This window comes from Achromobacter kerstersii, assembly GCF_902859595.1.
Lineage (GTDB): Bacteria > Pseudomonadota > Gammaproteobacteria > Burkholderiales > Burkholderiaceae_B > Achromobacter > Achromobacter kerstersii.
In genome coordinates this window covers 1-17,421 of record NZ_CADIJQ010000012.1, presented here as the reverse complement: position 1 = coordinate 17,421, position 17,421 = coordinate 1, and the positions used below count along the sequence as shown (strand labels likewise).

The window sequence follows — 17,421 nt, the reverse complement described above, 5'->3', positions numbered from 1 at the left end:
GCAACATGCGTGAAAAGATTGTTTTCGTCGGGGGCGGCAACATGGCCTCCGCCATCATTGATGGCCTGCTCGAGCAGGGCCGCGAATTGGCTGACTTCCTGGTGATCGAACCCTACGCGCCCACGCGCGACGCGCTGCTGGCGCGCGGGCTCACGTGCCGGGAAAGCGTCGGCGCCGATATCGGCGATGCCGCGCTGTGCGTGCTGGCCACCAAGCCGCAAGTGCTGCAAGAAGCCTGCGGACAGATTCATCAACACCTGCCGGCCACCGCCACCGTGGTCAGCATTGCGGCGGGCGTGGAGCTGGCGTCGTTGTCGGCATGGCTGGGCGGCCACGCGCGCATCGTGCGCGCCATGCCCAACACGCCGGCCAAGGTGGGCTTGGGCATGACGGGCCTGTACGCCACGCCCGCCTGCTCGGCGGCCGAACGCGAACAGGTCGACGCCTTGTTTGCCGCCGTCGGCGAACGCATCTGGACGGAGTCCGAAGCCATGATCGACGCCGTGACGGCGGTGACGGGCAGCGGCCCGGGCTACGTGTTTCACTTCATGGCGGCGTTGGAAAAGGGCGCGTTGGAATTGGGCTTTGCCAAGGATGATGCGCGCCGCTTGGCCGTGTCTGTGTTCCGTGGCGCGGCAGGGCTGGCGGCCAGCGAAGACGTGCCATTGACCGAGCTGCAAGAACGCGTCACGTCCAAGGGCGGCACCACCTACGCCGCGTTGTCGCACATGCGCGAAGCAGGCGTGGCCGATGCCATCACGCAAGCGGTGCACAAAGCGGAACAGCGCGCGCGGGAATTGTCGGCGGGTTGAACCCGGCGCACGGGGGCCGCGCCTTCAGCGCCGGCGCCCCAGCCACCCCAACCCCGCCAACAGCAGCACCGACGCCGCAATCGCCGCCACGTTGAATTGCATGGCTGCGGCGAAGGCCTGCGCGTAGCGTTCGGGGGCGCTGGCGTCGGCGTGCGCCTGCAATGCGCCGCTGAACAACATGCCCGCTGCCGACACGCCCAGCGCCGCGCCCACTTGCTGCAACGTCGACACCACGCCCGCCGCCATGCCGGCGTGGCGGTCTTCGACCAGACCCATCGCCAGATTCACCAGCGGCGTGTTGACCGCGCCTTGCGCCGCGCCCAGCCACACCAGCGCAGGCACCAGCGACCAGGGCGATAGCGCCGCGCCCGCCATGCCCACATGCAGCATCAACGCGGCGGTGGCGCCGCCATACAGCAAGGCGGCGACTGCGATGGCGGCCGTGCCGAAGCGTGCCACCAGACGAGGCGCCACCATCGACCCCGCCACAAAGCCAACGCTGGCGGGCGCGAAGATCAAGCCCGCCGTCAGCGCGTCCAGCCCGAAGCCGGTCTGCACCAGCAGTGCATAGCAAAGAAACATGGCGCTGGCGGTGGAGAACACCAGCATCACCAACAGGCAGCCTGCCGCAAAGCGCGGTTGCGCCAGCAAGCCCATGTCGACCAGCGGCACGCCGCCTTGCGCTTTCACTCGGCGCTGCATGCGCACGAACGCGGCAAGCAACACCACGGACGCCGCGCCGCACGCCAGCGTCCACGCCGGCCAGTGCCGCGCGGGGCCTTCGATCAACGCCAACAGCAGCAAGGCCAGCCCCGCGCCCACTTGCACCGCACCGGGCCAATCCATCGCCGCGCTCGACGGCTCGCGGGATTCCGGAATGTGGCGCGCCAAACGGCAGGCCAGCAGGCCCAGCGGCACATTGATCAGAAAGATGGTGCGCCACGCCAGGCCGAACAGGTCGGCGTGCACGATCCACCCGCCCAATACCTGGCCCGCAATGGCGGCCAAGCCCAGCGTCATGCCCATCAGCCCGAACGCGCGCTGTCGCGCGTGGCCGTGGTAGCTGACGCGGATCAGCGCATAGACCTGCGGAAACAGCATCGCGGCGGCTGCGCCTTGCAGGATGCGCGCGGCGATCAGCGTGTTGGCGGTCGGCGCCAGTCCGCACAACGCGGACGCCATCGCGAAGCCCGCCATGCCCAGCATGAACAAGCGGCGGCGGCCATGGCGGTCGCCCAGGCGGCTGCCGGCAATCAGCAGCACGCCGTAGGCCAGCTCGTACGCAACGATGATGAAGTTGATCTGCGCGAAGCTGGCCGACAGCGTGCTCTGCATGCTGGGAATGGCAACGTTCACCACGAACAGGTCGAAGATGGTGATGAAGCCGCCCGACAGCAGCACGGCAAGGCCAAGCGGGCTGAGCGACGCGGTGTCGGGCGCGGGGTCGGCGCAGCGGGAGGGCAGGGGGGTGGACGACATATCAGCGCCTTCAGAAACAGAATCGGCGCTATTCTGGGCGGCCTTGCAGCCTTATACAATTTAGCTGCTTATGCTATTACTGCATGCAATAGTCCTGGATTGCAGTAGTCCTGGCTTGCCGTAGTCCTGGCTTGCAGTAGTCCTCGCTTGCAATCGTCCCGGCTTGCCATAGTCCTGGCTTGCAATAGTCCTCGCTTGCAATAGTCCTCGCTTGCAATAGTCCCGGCTTGCCACGGCCCCTGCTCCCTGAACCTTGCCCATCGCCTCTGCCCGCAATACTCGCTTCCCGCCATCGCCCCTGCCTGTAATCGCCTGCCGCTCAAGGCCCTATCCATGACCGCATCCCCCACTCCCCAACGCCTGGACCGCACGCGCGCGGACTTGTCTGAATTCCTGCGTCTGCGCCGCGAACGTCTTAGCCCCACCGATTTGGGTTTGCCTGCTGGCGGCCGCCGCCGCACGCCGGGGTTGCGGCGCGAGGAAGTCGCCGCGCTGGCCGGCGTGGGCCTCGCTTGGTACACGTGGTTCGAACAGGGCCGCAACATCAGCGTGTCGGCCGGCTTTCTGGAGAACCTGGCGCGCGTGCTGAAGCTGGACGCCGCCGAACGCCGTCACCTGTATCTGCTGGCCCACCAGCGCCCGCCTGCCGAACCCGGCCGCACCTGGTGCACGGTGCCGCCGCAGGTGCGCCGCTTGATGGACGACCTGCCCGCGCGCCCGGCGTACATCCTGAACCTGCGTTGGGACGTCGTGGTGTGGAATGCCGCGGCAGACCGCGTGTTCAATTTTTCGGGTCAACCGCCAGGCCGCCGCAATCTGCTGTGGATGCTGTTTGTCGTGCCGGCGATGCGGCAGGTCTTTGTGGATTGGCCTGCGCAGGCGCCCGCCATGCTGTCGACCTTCCGGCGCGATTTCGCCAGCGCGTCGGGCGTGCCAGACATCGCGGAACTGGTCGACGAACTGGAAGCGGTATCGCCGGATTTCAAGACATGGTGGCGCGAACACGATGTGCATGGCGCCTGCATGGGCCAGCGCAAATTGCACGTGGCATCGCTGGGCGACATCGCTTTCGAACACGCCACGCTGACCGTGGACGAGAGCCGTCATCTGCGGCTGGTGGTCTATGCGCCGGCGCCAGATGAACCCTGCGCGGAAGATTTCGCGCGCTGGGTGCAAACGCCTGCACAGGCGGGTGCGGTGACGGCGTAGCAGGCAGAGGGCGCGAAACGCCGCGCTTGACGCCGGGAATTTGGCGGGTGTATCGTAAGATCTATATCTTAAGATACATCGTAAGAGCCATCCCATGCGCCATACCGACATCCATCACCACGGCCACCGCGGCCATCACGCCCATCACGCCCACCACGCCCATCACGCCCATCACGGCCAACACGGCCAACACGGCCAACACCATCACCACCATCACCACGGCCATCACGGTCATCATCCCCACCACGCCAGCGCGGGTGGGGATTGGTTTTCCGGTCCCCCGGACGGAGGCGGCCGGGGCGATGCCGACGGCTTCGGCGGCGACGGGCGCGGGTTCACGCGTGGCCGCCGTGTCTCTGCAGACGACCTGCAACTGATGCTGTTGGGCCTGCTCGAACAAAACCCCAGCCACGGCTATGAACTCATCAAAGCGCTGGGTACCCTTAGCAACGGCTTCTACACGCCCAGCCCCGGCATGGTCTACCCCGCGCTGACCTATCTGGAAGAGCTGGGCTACGCCACCGTCGAGCCCGACGGCACGAAGAAGCGCTACCACTTGGCGGACGCCGGCCGCGCGCATCTGGACGCCCACCGCGAACGCCTGGCGCTGATGTTCAACCGCTTCAAACACATCGCCAAAAAAATGGATTGGATGCGTCAGGCCTGGAGCGGTGCGCCGCGTGACGTGGGGCCGGAAGGCGAAGACGCGCGCACTGGCTGGCTGCCGGAGTTTGTGGAAGCGCGCCAAGCCATCCGCCGCGCGCTGCTCGAGCGCACCGACGCGTCCCCCGCAGAACAACGCCGCATTGCCGCCATCCTGGCGCGTGCTACCGACGAGATCAACGCCAAGCCCTGTGCTTGATTTCGTCCCCCCAAATACTGGAGTGTTAATGACTCGTAGCGACCTGAATGTGGAGCGCGTGCGCCACAACCTGAAAATGCGCGAGCTGACCGTCGTGCGTATCGAACGCATCGCCGGCCTGCTGGCTCGCATCACGTTCACCGGCGAGGACTTGCAGGACTTTGTGTCCGCCTCGTTCGACGACCACGTGAAGCTGTTCTTCCCCGCCGATCCATCACAACCGCCGGCTTTGCCCACGGTAGGCCCCGATGGCGTCAAATTTCCCGAAGGCGCGCCCAAGCCCGCCGCGCGTGACTACACGCCGCGCCGCTTTGACGCCGCCGCACGCGAGCTGGACATTGAATTCGTGCTGCACGGCGACGGCCCGGCATGCACGTGGGCCGAGCAGGCCGAGCCGGGCCAGAAGCTGGGCATCGGCGGCCCGCGCGGTTCCTTCGTGGTGCCCAAGGGGTTTGACTGGCATGTGTTGATCGGCGACGAAACCGCGCTGCCCGCCATCGCCCGCCGCCTGGAAGAATTGCCCGCCGCTGCGCAGGCGCTGGTGCTGATCGAAGTGCCGTCCGCCGCCAACGAAATTTCTCTGGACTCCGCCGCCAAGACCACCGTGCGCTGGCTGCATCGTGACGGCATCGCGCCGGGCTACAGCACGCTGCTGCTGGAAGCAGCGCGCGAATTGCAGCTGCCGTCGGGTGAGGGCTACGTGTGGGTCGCGGCCGAATCCGCTGTGGCCAAGGCCGTGCGCGAAATCATGGTGTCGCAGCACGGCATCGACAAGAGCCGCATCCGCGCCGCCAGCTATTGGAAGCGCGGCGCCGTGGCGGTGCATGAAGCGCACGACGATTAAGGCGCTGCGCTTGAACGTCACGCATTGATCCCCTCACGCGTCTACCGCGACGCGCCCTTCGCCAAGCGCAGCAGATTTTCCACCCTGCCGCCCGGCGTGTTCCCCCGTACCGCCAGCCCCAGCACCGCGCGGGGCCAATCCAGCGCAAAGGGGCGATACACCACGCCGTCGGGCCGCAGGTGGCGCAGGGATGCCGGCACCACCGCCACGCCCATGCCGGCGGCAACCAGGTTCACCGCCGACGACAATTGCGGCGCGCGCTGACCGATCAGCGGGTTCAATCCATGCTGCCGGCATGCCGCCATGATGTCCGCGCTAAGGCCATAGCCTGACTTGCGTGAATAGAGGATGAAGCGCTCTTGCGTCAGGTCCTTCGGCGCCAGCCGCTTGCGGCGCGCCAGCGCGTGGCCGAGCGGCAAGGCCACCACCAGCGGCTCTTCGGCCAGCTGCGTAAAGGACAACTGCTTAGAGGACAACTGCTTAGAGGCCAACTGCGTAGAGGCCAACTGCGGAAAGGCCAGCCCGCCGTCCAGCGCGAACGGGGGGCGCACGAAGGCGGCATCAATCGCGCCTTCACGCAATTGCGCGATGAGCGATTCGCTATCCCCTTGCGACAGCGTCATCTCCACATCGGGATATTGCTGGCGGTACTGGCGGATCAGCTCCGTCACCACGCCATTGAATGACGCCGATTCCGTGAAGCCAAGCGTCAACTCTCCGACCTCGCCACGCGCCGCACGTTGTGCCGTTTCCACGGCCGCTTGCGTGCGTTGCAGGATGTCTTGCGCGCAGGCCAGAAACGCGTGCCCCGCATCGTTCAACACCACGCCGCGTCCGGTGCGGTCAAACAGCGGCGTTCCCACTTCCTGCTCCAGCTGACGTATCTGCTGGCTAAGCGGCGGCTGCGCCATGCCCAACAGTTCTGCCGCGCGCGTGAAGTGCTGCGCCTCGGCGGTCACCACGAAATAGCGCAGATGGCGCAGTTCCATATTGATACCTAATAAGTACTGATTATCAATTTTCCATATATTGGACATTCTATTTCGTCAGGACGATCATTGGCGTATCGATTTAATCCGCCAAGGAATTCCCATGACCGCAACCCTTTCTCCCGGCGCCTTGCTGCGCCAGCATCTGGCCCATGACATCGTGGTTGCGCCGGGTGCATACGACGGCCTGTCAGCGCGGCTGGTCGCCGCCGCAGGCTTCAACGCCGTCTACGCCAGCGGCGGCGCGATAGCGCGCGCGGCCGGCTACCCCGATATCGGCCTGTTGAGCTTTACCGAAGTGATGGACCGGGTGGAGAAGATTGTCGACGCCAGTGGCTTGCCGGTCGTGGCCGATGCGGACACGGGATTCGGCGGTTCCGCCAACGTCGAGCGCACCGTGCGCATCATGGAGCGCGCGGGCGTGGCGGCCTTTCACATTGAAGACCAGTCGTTTCCCAAACGCTGCGGCCATCTGGACGACAAGAGCCTGGTGGACGCCGACGAAATGTGCCGCAAGGTGCACATTGCGCGCCAGACGCTAAGCGATGCCGACACGCTTGTCATCGCGCGCACCGACGCGATTGCAGTGGAAGGGTTCGACGCCGCCATCGCACGGGCGGAGCGCTACGTGAAGGCGGGGGCTGACATGATTTTTGTGGAAGCGCCCGAAACGCTGGAGCAGATTCGCGCCATCGCCGACCGCTTGCCCGGCCTGAAGCTGATCAACATGTTCTACGGCGGCAAGACGCCGCTCGTGCCGCTGCCGGAACTTGCCGCGATGGGCTATCGGCTGGCCATCATCCCGTCGGACTTGCAGCGCGCCGCCATCCACGCCATGCAGGCGACGCTGGCCGCCATCAAGCAGACGGGCGACAGCAGCGCGCTGGCCGACCGGCTGACGAGCTTCAAGGAACGCGAAGCCATCGTGCAGACGCAGCGCTATCTGGCGCTGGACGCGCAATAGGCGCCCAGCGGGGGGAGGAGGGGGGGGGCGCCGAGCCGGGCGCCGAGCCGGGCGCCGAACCGGGGCGCCAAACTGAGGCGCCAAACCGGGGGCGCCAAACCGGGGGCGCCAAACCGGGGGCGCCGCCGAACCGGGGCACCCAGCCGGGTGCGCCGAGCTCGGCTTGGCGGGCCTACTTAGGGCGATGTTCGCAGCGCGCCGGCATCGTGTTCGGCCACAGGCGCTGGCCGGCGCTGCCGTACAACGTGCGTACGCCACACACCATTTCGACGCGGGCGAGCGCTTGGCCGGCAGGGTCGATCAGTTCCGAGGCTTCCATCGTCGACACCACCGCGCGCTGATTGGCGAACGGCGTCACCGCGCTGTATTGCTGTGGAATCACGAACGTGCCTTCGCGGTTCACGTAGCCGAAGGTGTAGTCGGAAAGCGCCGGAGCCAGGCCATCGCGCATCGTGCCCAGCGCATCGAACGCGGGTCCGGTGAGCGCACCCTTGGCATCCACGGCGCGCACGGCGCGGGTCGCCAGTATCGTCACCGCGCGGCCTTCGGAGTACGCCGACGCCATACCCTCGACCTGCAGCGTCGTCTTGCCGTTCATGTCGACATAGTCGGTCTGAATGCGCCCACGGGTACTGACGTGCCGGAGCAACGTCGATGACCCTTGCGGCCAGCGCCAATCGCCTTCCGGCAGCGTGGCCACCGTCTTGCCTTGCGCATCGATCAGGCGCGTGGCGTTCTCGTCCGTGACCAGCGCACGGGCGGGCGACCCATGAAACACCGAGCCCACCGCCGCGCTGGGCGCAATCTGCCATTTGCCTTGCGCGTCCAGATAGCCATAGCGTGTGGCGCGGCGAATCTCCAGCCATTCGCCCAAGCGCGTGTAGGTGGCGTCTTCCAGGTCCAGCGCCGCCGCGCCATCGGCCGAGAAAACCCAACGACGCTGCTCGCTATCAACCGTGATGGAACCATCAGGCGTCTGGCTCAATTGCAAGCGCTTCACGAACGGCGTCAGCGCGCGGCCCTGGTCGTTGAATGCCGCTGCGGCACGGCCGTAATCGTCTTCCTGCCCCCCCGCCTGCATCACCTTCCACAGCTTGTCGTTGATGCGTTCGACACGTTGATGGCGGGCGGGCACCGCCCACTTGCCTTGCAGATCGATCACGCCCTCGCGGCCCTCGCCCAGCGTGGCGACGGCCTGGCCATGCTGAAACTCGCCGATGCCCCGGAACGCGGGCGCGGCCAATTCCTTGCCGGCCACAACGTCGTACAGGCCCCACGGCGCATCATCGCTGGCGGTCTTCACGTAGCGGATCACGCCGGGCGCGACGACGTATGAATCGAACACGTCGGCGGGCAATGCGTAGACCTTGCCGTCGCGGTCGATCATGCGGTTGACGCCATCCGCATAAACCAGCGCGTAGCCCTGGTGGAACCTGCCAATGTGCTGCTGCAGCGGCAGCTTCATCGGACGGCCCTGCGCGTCCAGCAGCTGCATGCCGTCGGCCGTTTCGGCCGCGTAGCGCAGCTGTTCGGGCTTGAGCGTGTCGGGCGACACCGGCTCGTCGCCGTAGTTGCTGTCGGGATCGCCATCCAGCGGGACCACGTCCGTCCACTTCGGATCAGTCACGATGCTGCCATCGGCCAGCAACAGGCTGGCGCCATTGGGTCCGCATTGGCAATGGCTTTGCCCCAAGGTGCCAAGCGGCGCGCCCGGCACGTTCAGCGGCAGCGCTTTCAGTGTCATGCTCTGCACGGCTTCGACAGCCTCGGGCTTGAGCAGCACCTGGCCGTCAGCGTCCACGATGTTGAGCAAACCGCGTTCGCGCTTCATGATCCACAGCCGGCCCTGACGCACTTCGAACGAGCCCGCCTCGGCCAGCCACGCAGGCGCCGACGCGCCGTGCAGCCACGCGCCCTTGGGGGTGAGCAACCCCGCGCCTTCGCCTGCTTCGTTTCGGAACAGCACGAATCCGTTTTCGTCGTTGGCGGGCAATATCGATTGGCCCAACGTCACGGGTTTGGCCTGGCCCGGCACCAGCGCCATGAGCGTGTTGTTGGAGGGGTAGACGATGGTGTCCGTGAAGCGTTGCGAGGCTTGCGCTTCGTCTGGCGTCATCGTGACGATGAGCGTGCCCGCCGCATCCAGAATCGCGTAGCCCTTGCCGCGGCCCAGGTTCGCGCTCCAGAACTTGCGGCCCACGGCGTTCAGATCTTCATAGTGCTGGTCTTCGCCGATCAGCTTGCCATCTGCGCCCAGCAGCATCACGCCGTCACGCCCATAAGCTACGGCCAGCATGCCGTCGCGCGGGTTCGAGACATCTTGGAATACGGGTTCGATCAGCCAGTTCCAATCGCGGTCCAACACGCCGTACTGGTGCTCGTCATTCATGGCGATGTACAAGCCATTGCCATACGCCTGCGTAACGGTGATGCCGGGCTTTGCAAAGCGGCGTTCGCCGGTGGGCGAGCGGTATTCCTGCTTGTATTGCACCGAGGCCTGCGCGGGCACCCCGTCGTTCAGGTCCAGGTTTTGGATACCGGCATCCAAGGGGTCGCCCACGGATTCGCCGTTGCGGTTGATCAATTGCTGACGTCCGTCGACGGTCACCACGGCCAGGCCGATCTCGGCAAAGTCGCCCACGCTGTCGTAGCGCGGCGGCACCGCCATGCGTCCGTTCACATTGATGAAGCCCCACTTGCCTTGCCATTGCACGGCGGCCAGGCCGTGGCGAAAGTCGCGCACGTCTTCGAAGATGGGGCGAATCGCCAGCCGGCCATTCTGGTCCAGAAAGCCCCAGGCATGGCGGCGCAAGGATTGGTTCGCGGGCACGCGGCTGATGGGTTCCAGCGCGGACGGCAACAGCACGGCGGCGCGTCCATCGGCCAGATCGCGGATGCAACCGTTGGCGTAGGGGCTATGCGCGGCGATGTCGTCGGCAGCGGCCACGTTGCGGAAGGTGGCTTCGTCCACGCAGTACACATGGCCGGTTTGGGCGTGTGCGGACAACGAGGCGCCCAAGGCGGCCAGCGCGCAGGCAAGGCGGGTAGTGCGAATCACGCGTGACGTCATGGTTATTCTGCTTTGGCGGTGTCTAGGGCGGGGGGATCAATGCGCGTCGCGTCAGAGCAGGTCAGCGCTTCGCGCGGCCAGCTTTGGTTTTCCTCTGCGTCAAAGATCACGATCTGGTCGCACAGCACGCCGAATGTGGTGGTGGTCTTGCCTTGGGTATTGATGAACTCGACCAGATAGTCGTGCATCACCATGGCGCGTCCGTCATGGAAGTCATCCGCCCACTTGAAGGCGGGCGCGATGGCGTAGCGGCCGCTCAGGTCGATGTAGCCGTAAAGCTTGCCGGTGCGGTCCACGCGGCGCGCTTTCGCCAAGCCGTTCTTCAACGGACCCAGCTCGGTAAAGTGCGCGCCCACCACGCGTTTGCCCTCCGCGTTCAGGAAGCCGTACTTGCCATAGTTTTCGCTGTACGGCACGACGCCTTCGCTGGCCTTGCGGTATTCCACCGGATACTTGCCCGACAGACGCGCCACTTCGCGGCCTTGCAGGTCGGTCATCACCGCCGTGGACGAGCTGTCGTCGGTGAACAAAATGCGTTGCATGGATGCCAGCGGGAAACCATCGCCGCGTGCTTCCTGCACGGTCTTGCCGCTTTGGTCGATGACGCGGTAACCCGATCCCAAATTCACGCGCGCCAGGCCTTCCGGTTGCGCGAAGAAGGGGTTGAACTCGCCATACAAGGCGGGCACCTTCATGTTGCCGCGCGCATCAATCGCGCCTTCGCGTTCGTCTTGCCGCACGATGAGCCAGTCGCCATGCTGCTCTTTGCTTTCCGGCTGGCCGTCTGAGATGCGCGTGGCCTTGCCTTGCGCGTCAAACAGCACGGCGCTGCCGTCGGCCAGTGCCCCGATGTAGCGCCCGTCTTGAAGCTTGTCCGGTTTGCCGTAGATGGTGTCGCTGCTTTTGCCCGTGCGCAAGTTGACCATCTTGTAGGGGCTGTCGCTATAGCGGCCCGCCTTGCCCTTGCCTTCGGGGTCCTTGACCAGCATGAAGCCGTTGCCCAGGTAGTCCATGTCGTAGGCGCTGTCATGCGTGGCGGGGATGACCCATTGACCGTCGCGGTTGACGGCGCCCCAGTGGCCCTTGTGCTGCACGCGGACCCAGTCGTCGTCGAAGTCTTCAATACTCTCGAATTCCGGCTTCAGCGCCGGCGCGCCACGGCGGATGTTCCACAGGCCATAGCGGCGTTCACGGTTTTCGTTGGGCGATTGGTAGAACAGCAGGTCGCCGTCCAGTTTGGATGCGCCGGTATCCACGTTGTCTGGCAGACGCATGGGCTTGCCGTGTGCGTCGATCAGCAGGGCGTCGCGTTGCTGCATGTCGCGCGTGCGCGCCCAGGTGTAAGCGCCGTTGAAGGGGCGGATCTGGTCGTACTCGGGCTTCACGGCCCAAGCGCCTTGGGCGTCGATGGCGCCGAGCTTGCTCTTCTTGGCCTGCACCACAAGCGGCATCGTCACGTCATAGGTGTCGATGTTTTCCCATTCCGGGTTCGAGACGATCTTGCCGTCGGCCGTCAGAATGGCCAGCGGCTGGGCGGAGTCATGGGGCCGCAACAGCGCCAGCGGCAGGCCGGGAATGCGGGTGCTGTTGTCATTGCCGCGCAGCGCCCTTCGGCTGGGCGAGAACGCGCTGAGTTCGTAGGCGCGCAATTGTGCGGCCGTGTTGGTGTCGAGCAGGGCGCGGCCGTCACGGTTGTAAATCTGGACCAGCACGCCTTCGCCCGTCGCGTCGGCAGAGGCGGCGGCGTAAGCGGCGGCATCTGCGGCGGCTTCAGCGGCCGGTTGCGCAACGTCGCTGATGGCGGCAACGTCGGCCACTTCGGTGTCCGCGGCGGAGCCATCGGCGTTGGGAGCCGCATCGGTGGCGGGCGTGACCGCGTCGGTCGTGTAAGTGGCCGCAGCGTCTGCCACGGCGGCCGACGGGTGGGCTTCTTCGGCAATGTCGACGGCGCCATCCGATGCTTCGACTGCAACGGGGGCATCGGACGCGGCTTTCACTGCATCGCTCAAGCCTTCCGTGGTGGCATGCGTGCCGCCCTGCATGGCGGCATCTGCCGCATCCATGGCGTCGCCCGCGGCATCCATCGCTTGATTCAGCGCCGGCGGTACCGACGACGCAGGCACGCCGTAAACCCAGGCCTGCCCTTGCTCAATGTCGACGCGCCCTTCGCGCACCGCCAGCTTTTGCACGGTGCCGTTGGGGCTGATCAGCAGCGTCATTGACGCATCCGCCAGGTACCGCCACCCTTCGCGTTGCTGCACGCCCAGGTGAGACATCGAGAACGTGTGCACGGGCTTGAGCTTGCTGTCCAGCAACGTCGTCTTGCCATCATCGGCCACGACCAGCCACAGGCCTGGCGCGGCCCACTGCACGCGGTCGTACGTGGTTTGTCCAAGCGCTTCCCCGCGCGGGTTCACGAACAGCCATTTCTCGTCGCGGCGCACTGCCACGATATTGCCGTCGCGCATCGGCGCTTCACGCGAGCGCAGCACGTCCGGCGCAACCGCCCATTGGCCATGCGCATCCAACAGACCCCACCAACCGGAGTAGCGCGATCCGCGCACTTGCGCGGGCAGAAAGCCCGCTGTGGGCGCGGCCAGCATCATCACGCCGTCGGGCAGGTTCGCGGCGGTGCCGGTGGCGGTGTTGATCAGGCGCGGCGGCGTCGGCACCTCCATCGACGCCAGCTTCTGCCCGGGCATGAAGCCCCAGGTACGGGTACCCAAGGGGAAGGTCTTCACCACCTTGCCCTGCCGGTCGATCAGCACATCGTGTTCGTTGTCTTCGGCCAGCGCCGTGCCTTCGGCGTTAAAGCCGGTGGCGTTGGCGAACCTCGGCTTGATGACCCATTGCCCCTTGGTGTCGATATAGCCCCACAGGCCGCCTTGGCGGACGGCGGCCAAGCCGTTCTGAAACGGCGTCGCTTCCGCGTAGGCGGGCGCGATGGCCATGCGGCCTTGCTTGTCGATGTATCCCCACGCGCCCGCGTTGTCGCTGCGCGATCCCGTCAGCACCGCCGCCAGGCCTTCGCTGAAGGCTTGATGGCAAGACGTGTCGGCGCCCTGGCCGTAGTAGCTGGTGGTGCATTGATCCAACCAGGAATCCGCGTGCGCCGCACCGGGCAGGGCGGGCAGCGCCAGCATCAAGGCCAGCGTCAGGGGCTTCAAAGCGGTCCTCATTGCGTGCGGGCGCGGGCGCGAGCCGCGGGAAAAGAGGAGCCAAGCCGAACGTGCCACATGGTCGGGTGCCTGCATCAGAAAATGGGGAAGGCAGCACTGTAACTAGCAGTAGCAGACAATGAAACGGGAAATGTAACGATAGAAAACCAAGCGTTAATGGGGCCACGATTTGGGGCCACGATTTGGGGCTCCGATTTGGGGCTCCGATTTGCAGCCCCGATTTGGGACACGATTAGGAGTTCCGATTTGGGGACACGATTTGAGGACACGACTCTCCGCCCGGATCACATTCTTGCCAGGCATGTAGCGGACAAAAAATAATCAGTTGAAGCGCACGGCCGGCGCCTCTGTAATACAGGCGTGTTGCTGCCTTGATTGAAGCGCTGCGCCTGTCCGGAGGGTTCACCATGTCGTCCCCGTCTTCCCCTGATGTTTCGCGGTTGTGGTTGCTGGTCCTGGCCGGTGGCGTCGTCATGGGCCTGGCGCTGGGCGTGCGCCATGTGCAGGGCTTGTTCCTGCTGCCCGTGTCGATGGACCGGGGCTGGAGCCGCGAGACATTCGCCATGGCGATGGCCGTGCAGAACCTCACCTGGGGCATCGTGCAACCCTTCACCGGCATGATTGCCGACCGCTACGGATCGGCCAAAGTCATCGCGGGCGGCCTGGTGTTCTACGCGCTGGGGCTCGCGGGCATGGCGCACGCCGCCACGCCTGCGGCATTCATGCTGACGGCGGGCGTGTGCATCGGCATCGCGCTGTCGGGCACAGCATTCGCCGCCATCTACGGCGCGTTGAGCCGGCTGGTGCCGCCTGAACGCCGGGGCTGGGCGCTGGGGGTCGCGGGCGCGGTCGGCGGATTGGGCCAATTCATCATGGTGCCTGCGGCGCAGTGGCTGATTGGTGGGTGGGGCTGGGTCAGCGCTCTACTGGTGTTCGCCGTGCTGCTGGCCATCGTGCTGCCCTTGGCGCGTCCGCTGCGTGAACCCGCCACGCCCGCGCTGGACCCGTCCGCCCCAGACGCCAGCCTGTCGATGCGCGCCGCCATTGGCGAAGCGTTTCGGCAGCCGGGCTTCTGGCTTCTGAACCTGGGCTTTCTGGCTTGCGGCTTCCAGCTGGCATTCATCGGCACGCATCTGCCCGCGTATCTGATGGACAAGGGCCTGCGCGCGTCAGACGCCGTGGCCGCGCTGGCCATCATCGCGCTAACGAACGTCATGGGGACCTATGCCTGCGGCGTCCTGGGCGCGCGCCATCGCCGCAAATACCTGCTGGCCGGCATCTACCTGCTGCGCACCGCGGCCATCGCGCTGTTCCTGCTGCTGCCGCTATCCACATGGACCGTCTACGCGTTCGCCGCCATCATGGGCTTTGTCTGGCTGGGCACCGTACCGCTGACCAACGGCCTGATCGCGCAGGTGTTCGGCGTGCGTTACCTGACCACGCTGTTCGGCTTCGTCTTCTTCGGCCATCAGCTGGGATCATTCCTGGGCGTGTGGCTGGGCGGCGTGGTGTTCGAAGCCACGCATTCCTATGACTTGATCTGGCTGGGCGCGATGGCGCTCGGCATCTTGTCCGCCGTGCTGCATTGGCCCATCGACGACCGCGAGATCACGCGCGTCCGCCCCGTGCGGGTGGGGGGCTGAGGCCGCTACGCCGCCCGATGCTGCGTCCCGGCGCCCATCGTGATGTGCAGCATGCGACAGGGCTCCATCACCTTCACCGTATGCCACACGCCCTTCGGAATCACATACCCGTCGCCGGCCAGCATCTTCACCACCTGATTGCCCGTTGGCCATTCCAGATGCAGCTCGGCGGCGCCCGCCATCAAGCGCACAATCTCGTCCGCTTCCGGATGCATCTCCCATTGCGGCCAATCGGACGCGAACGCGTATTCCGACACCAGCCAGCCGCGGCCAAACTTGTCGAGCTCGTCAGGCGACTGCGACCAGAACGCATCGCCGCCATTCACCGTTGACGCGGCGCCGGAAGCGTCCAGCAAGACATAGTGCGAAGACAGATCAAGAGCCATGGTGCGCATCCTTAGGGAAGGGGGGGCGTGGGGTCATTCGTCAAGGCAAGAGCCAGATATGACCCCCTCGGGCCAGATTTGACCCGATCGGGCCAATTTTGACCCGCTACAAGCCATTGATTCAATAGCGATATTTTTTAATCAGGTCAGAAGTGGCCCGGTTTCTAGCGAAAAGCGGGGGTTTCGCGGGAATGTGGATCAGAGCATTCCGTCGTAAGCGTCTTAGTTGCGCGGCAAGCCATTGATTCCATGGGGGTTATTGAGCGGGCGTGACGCTTGGCATGGATGTTGCATCAGTGCGGGTAGCGCTTCCTACAGGAAGCATCCCGGCCGCCACGGCCGGCACTACGACGCCGGAGCCCGTCATGCTTACCCCCGCTGCGTTCTGCATTGCCCGCAAAAGCTCTGGCCTTCGAGTTGTCACATGACACTCAGCCAACAGCTCATCGACATCGTCGAAGAAACCATGCCGCTGCCGCCCGGCAGCTGCAACGCCTGTGAACGCAACGGCGTGCCGATCCTGCTGCTGCGCCCGGCGGTGGTAGTTGAAAACTCGTTCTTACGCGCCCGCCGTGCGCTGTCGCATCCCGGTCTGCAAGAATCGCTGCGCATCATGCGCAAGGGCTATGTGTATGTGCTGCTGGATCGCAGGGTGTGGCACGCCTATCAAGTGACTGATGCGGGCCATTTGCGGCACTTCAACCCTTATGAAATGCCGCGCGCCGAGCCTGCGCCATTGGCCGAGCGCTGCGTCCAGGCCGCGCACAATCTGCCTGCGTCATTCATCGGTATCGACATTGATAAATACAAGGTCGCCTGGATCGCGTATTCGCAAGACCCTTGGCCGACGTCAGTGCTGGATGCGTACAAGTCGGGCAAGGGCTTGAATGCCGATTACCCCAAGCGGTTTGTCATCGTCGACTTGCCGAAGCTGCGCGAAGACCCCTCGGCCGGCGGCACCGCGCTGGCCTTGGAACATGCGCATCTGTTGAACGAGCACGTGGCGGAATATGCCAGCGGCGTCGACGACTTCGGCAGCGTTCATGGCTGGTCATCGCGCGTGGCGCAAGCCGCGGGAATGCGTAACTACTTGACGTTGATGGAACGGCAACACCGCTTGCCGCAAGGCGTGAGCGGGCTGATTCTGCCTGATCCTGTCGGCATGGCAGAAGAACTTAACAACGTCCGCCTGGCCGCTTACACGCAAAAGCGATTGTGGTCCGAAGAGCCGGAGCGCCGCTACGCGTATCTGACCTCGCAATGCCTGCTGGCGATTCAGCAACTGTACGCCGTTCAGGCCGATGCCGAGACCTTGGATAGCCCCACACCCTTGCTCGACATCATGCCCAGCGAGTCCGGCACGCCACCCGTGTTCTGGGACCCCGCACGTGAACGGCAAGAGCGTGTGCAAGACAAGATCACCGATCGCGTGGAACGATTAAAGGAACGCTATTGGGAAACGAATCCGCCCACCGAACCTCGCCGCCACGGCCGGGCGAGTTTTCAGGCGCGGTACGACAGGGAGATCAAGCGCTTTGAAAGCGACATCGATGCGTATGGCAAAGACTGGGCGCAGGTGATCGCCAGCGCATCGTGGAAGCGCATCGTGGCGATGGATTATTCCGATACCGATGAACGTTCGCGGCAGCTGCGCTTGATGACGGTGGGGGCGTGTTTGGATGGAGGCATCACGGATGCGATGCCGGCGGCTGATCCCGCGTCGGATGAACCCGAAACGCTGGGGCCAACAGGCACCGCGTGGCAGTCGTTGCTAAGCGATCCCAACAGCGCCGCCTATCTGGCCTTGAACGGCCATCAAACCTTTTTGCAAACCACCTTTATCCCTCTGTTCGGCGCAGGGGCGGTGGCTAATGACGCCGGCAAAAAATACTTCGATGCCGTCAAAAGCATCATCAGCAGCAAGGAAATCGGCGCATGGCGCGAAGGCCGCGCCGCCGACGCCGCCGACCAACTGCTCACCGCC

General features: G+C 65.2%; 12 protein-coding genes. 7 read left to right on the top strand and 5 right to left on the bottom strand.

The genetic code is table 11. The annotated features are described in order from the left end of the window. Positions 1-5: 5 nt before the first annotated feature. On the top strand, positions 6-812 hold the full coding sequence (proC, locus tag HV765_RS26700; protein ID WP_054424758.1) for a pyrroline-5-carboxylate reductase: 807 nt from the start codon (positions 6-8) through the stop codon (positions 810-812). 24 nt (positions 813-836) lie between these two features. Here the strand turns inward: proC and HV765_RS26695 are convergent, their stop codons facing one another. Beyond that, the gene (locus HV765_RS26695; RefSeq protein WP_175171525.1) at positions 837-2,291 is read right to left on the bottom strand and encodes an MFS transporter; all 1,455 of its coding nucleotides are present in this window, start codon (positions 2,289-2,291) and stop codon (positions 837-839) included. Between the two features lie 333 nt (positions 2,292-2,624). Between HV765_RS26695 and HV765_RS26690 the strand changes: the two genes are divergently transcribed. The 3 genes from HV765_RS26690 to HV765_RS26675 all read left to right on the top strand — a co-directional run bounded on the left by HV765_RS26690 (position 2,625) and on the right by HV765_RS26675 (position 5,206). Continuing rightward, positions 2,625-3,500, top strand: coding sequence for a helix-turn-helix transcriptional regulator (locus HV765_RS26690; protein ID WP_175171524.1), 876 nt, complete (start codon positions 2,625-2,627; stop codon positions 3,498-3,500). Positions 3,501-3,594: 94 nt separating this feature from the next. Next, a complete protein-coding gene (locus HV765_RS31945) occupies positions 3,595-4,362 on the top strand; it encodes a PadR family transcriptional regulator (RefSeq protein ID WP_420840177.1) in 768 nt (255 codons plus the stop codon). A gap of 28 nt (positions 4,363-4,390) precedes the next feature. Continuing rightward, positions 4,391-5,206 carry a siderophore-interacting protein gene (locus tag HV765_RS26675; protein ID WP_175171522.1) on the top strand — a complete coding sequence of 272 codons (816 nt, stop codon included), beginning with the start codon at positions 4,391-4,393 and terminating at the stop codon, positions 5,204-5,206. A 41-nt stretch (positions 5,207-5,247) separates the two neighbouring features. Here HV765_RS26675 and HV765_RS26670 read toward each other — a convergent pair whose 3' ends face one another. Then, on the bottom strand, positions 5,248-6,195 hold the full coding sequence (locus HV765_RS26670) for a LysR family transcriptional regulator (RefSeq protein WP_175171521.1): 948 nt from the start codon (positions 6,193-6,195) through the stop codon (positions 5,248-5,250). 103 nt (positions 6,196-6,298) lie between these two features. Here HV765_RS26670 and HV765_RS26665 point away from each other — a divergent pair, with 103 nt between their 5' ends. Then, positions 6,299-7,159: an isocitrate lyase/PEP mutase family protein gene (locus HV765_RS26665; protein WP_175171520.1), complete on the top strand. Its 861-nt coding sequence runs from the start codon at positions 6,299-6,301 to the stop codon at positions 7,157-7,159. A gap of 172 nt (positions 7,160-7,331) precedes the next feature. On the opposite strand, the gene HV765_RS26660 is transcribed toward HV765_RS26665, so the two are convergent. Beyond that, complete coding sequence (locus HV765_RS26660) at positions 7,332-10,229, bottom strand: WG repeat-containing protein (RefSeq protein ID WP_175171519.1); 2,898 nt, start codon at positions 10,227-10,229, stop codon at positions 7,332-7,334. Positions 10,230-10,231: 2 nt separating this feature from the next. Further along, positions 10,232-13,396, bottom strand: a complete 3,165-nt coding sequence (locus HV765_RS26655; RefSeq protein WP_254600738.1) for a WG repeat-containing protein — start codon at positions 13,394-13,396, stop codon at positions 10,232-10,234. A gap of 419 nt (positions 13,397-13,815) precedes the next feature. Between HV765_RS26655 and HV765_RS26650 the strand changes: the two genes are divergently transcribed. Then, complete coding sequence (locus HV765_RS26650; RefSeq protein WP_254600737.1) at positions 13,816-15,051, top strand: MFS transporter; 1,236 nt, start codon at positions 13,816-13,818, stop codon at positions 15,049-15,051. Positions 15,052-15,056: 5 nt separating this feature from the next. On the opposite strand, the gene HV765_RS26645 is transcribed toward HV765_RS26650, so the two are convergent. Continuing rightward, the gene (locus HV765_RS26645) at positions 15,057-15,437 is read right to left on the bottom strand and encodes a cupin domain-containing protein (protein ID WP_054424774.1); all 381 of its coding nucleotides are present in this window, start codon (positions 15,435-15,437) and stop codon (positions 15,057-15,059) included. 424 nt (positions 15,438-15,861) lie between these two features. Here HV765_RS26645 and HV765_RS26640 point away from each other — a divergent pair. Further along, the coding region (locus HV765_RS26640; protein WP_217483398.1) for a T6SS effector BTH_I2691 family protein at positions 15,862-17,421 on the top strand (1,560 nt) is incomplete at its 3' end.